Genomic DNA, 2,013 nt, shown 5'->3' on the forward strand with positions numbered 1-2,013 from the left:
AGGGAAGACATGATGAGCACACGATGGATGCCTTGGCGCTACGTGCCGATGAAGGACGGGGCACCGCTCCGATAAGCTCCGGGGAGCCGCAAGCAGGCACCGATCCGGAGATTTCCGAATGGGGCAACCCATCCCCCCCGGGGGATACCGGGCAACGCTCGGAGGGAACCCGGCCAACTGAAACATCTCAGTAGCCGGAGGAAGAGAGAACCACACCCGTAGTAGTGGCGAACGAACCGGGTTTCTGCCTAAACCAGTGCGGTGTCAAGGCGCCAGCCGTTGCCGCACTGGGGTTGTAGGACCGTTCATTGGGGGTCTGGCGACCCTCGCCGCGTCCTCCTGGGCTAGCCGAAGCGGTTTGGAACACCGCACCAGAGCGGGTGAGAGTCCCGTAGGCGGCCCCCACCGACGCGTGAACGACTCCTGAGTAGGTCCGGGCACGAAGAACCCGGGCTGAAGCGAGGCTGACCACAGTCTAAGGCAAGCTACACGTAGCGACCGATAGCGGACAGTACCGTGAGGGAATGGTGAAAAGTACCCCGTCGAGGGGAGTGAAAGAGACCCTGAAATCGTGTGCTTCCATGCCGTGGGAGGGCTAGAACCTTCGGGTTACGCCTGACCGCGTGCCTTTTGGAGTATGATCCGGCGAGTTACGGTGCGTGGCTCGGTTAAGGCAGACACAGCCGGAGCCAGAGTGAACGCGAGCCTGAAGAGGGCGTCGGTCGCGTGCCGTAGACGCGAAACCATGTGAGCTACCCATGGGCAGGCTGAAGCGTCCCTAACAGGACGTGGAGGGCCGCACCGGTGTGGGTTACAAACCGCTCGGATGACCTGTGGGTAGTGGTGAAATGCCTATCGAACATGGAGATAGCTCGTTCTCCCCGAAATGCATTGAGGTGCAGCCGCGGCCTAGCGGCTCCTGGAGGTAGAGCACTGTTGTCGTGCGGGGGCTTCACCGCTTACCAAGCGACGGCAAACTCCGAATGCCAGGAGACCGTCACCGCGAGTGAGACGGCGGGTGCGAACATCCGTCGTCAAGAGGGAAACAACCCAGACCGCCAGCTAAGGCCCCGAAATGATGACTCAGTGGGAAAGGTTGTGGTGCCGCGCAGACAACCAGGAGGTTGGCTTAGAAGCAGCCATCCTTGAAAGAGTGCGTAATAGCTCACTGGTCGAGTAGCGCTGCGCCGATGCTGTATCGGGGCAAAGTCATCTGCCGACGCTGCGGGTAGGAGCAATCCTACGGTAGGGGAGCGTCGTCAACGGATAGAAGCCGGAGCGGAAGCCCCGGTGGACTGTTGACGAGTGCGAATGCCGGAATGAGTAACAGAGAAGTGGGGTGCGAACCCCCACCGCCGAAAACCTGAGGGTTCCGCCGCACGGGTGATCCGCGGCGGGTTAGTCGGGCCTAAGCCGAAGCCGAAGGGCGTAGGCGATGGACAACAGGTGCATAGTCCTGTACCACGCCTGGTTCGTTTGACCAATGCCGGAGACTGAGGGGGAGCCGCCGCGACGAGATGAGCGTCGTCCAAGCCGGTAGGGAGCCTCGGGACGAAATCCCCGGGGCGTTGACCGAGAGGTGATGGGAAGAGGTTCGCGAGAACTTCAACGGCGGGGCACCTGTGCAGGCAAGAAATGCCGGCTCGGGAGAACCAGCGTGACCGTACCGCAAACCGACACAGGTAGGTAGGTCGAGGAGACCAAGGCGGACGAGTGATCCCTCGTTAAGGAACTCGGCAAATTGACCCCGTACCTTCGGAAGAAGGGGTGCTGCGTTAGGGTGAAGCCGCTTGCCGGTGGAGCGCGAGGCAGCCGCAGGGTCCAGGCCCGGGCGACTGGATAACAGAACCACAGCTCCCTGCTGAAGCCGCAAGGCGACGTATAGGGGGTGATGCCTGCCCAGTGCCGGAAGGTTAAGGGGAGGGGTGCAAGCTCCGAACCGAAGCCCCGGTAAACGGCGGCCGTAACTATAACGGTCCTAAGGTAGCGAAATTCCTTGTCGGGTAAGTTCCG

General features: G+C 61.6%; 1 rRNA gene. It reads left to right on the plus strand.

Going from position 1 to position 2,013, the window contains the following annotated elements:
- Positions 1–2,013 (plus strand): 23S ribosomal RNA (locus CJ255_RS21835); the annotation flags it as partial.

This window comes from Candidatus Viridilinea mediisalina (assembly GCF_002532535.1).
Lineage (GTDB): Bacteria > Chloroflexota > Chloroflexia > Chloroflexales > Chloroflexaceae > Viridilinea > Viridilinea mediisalina.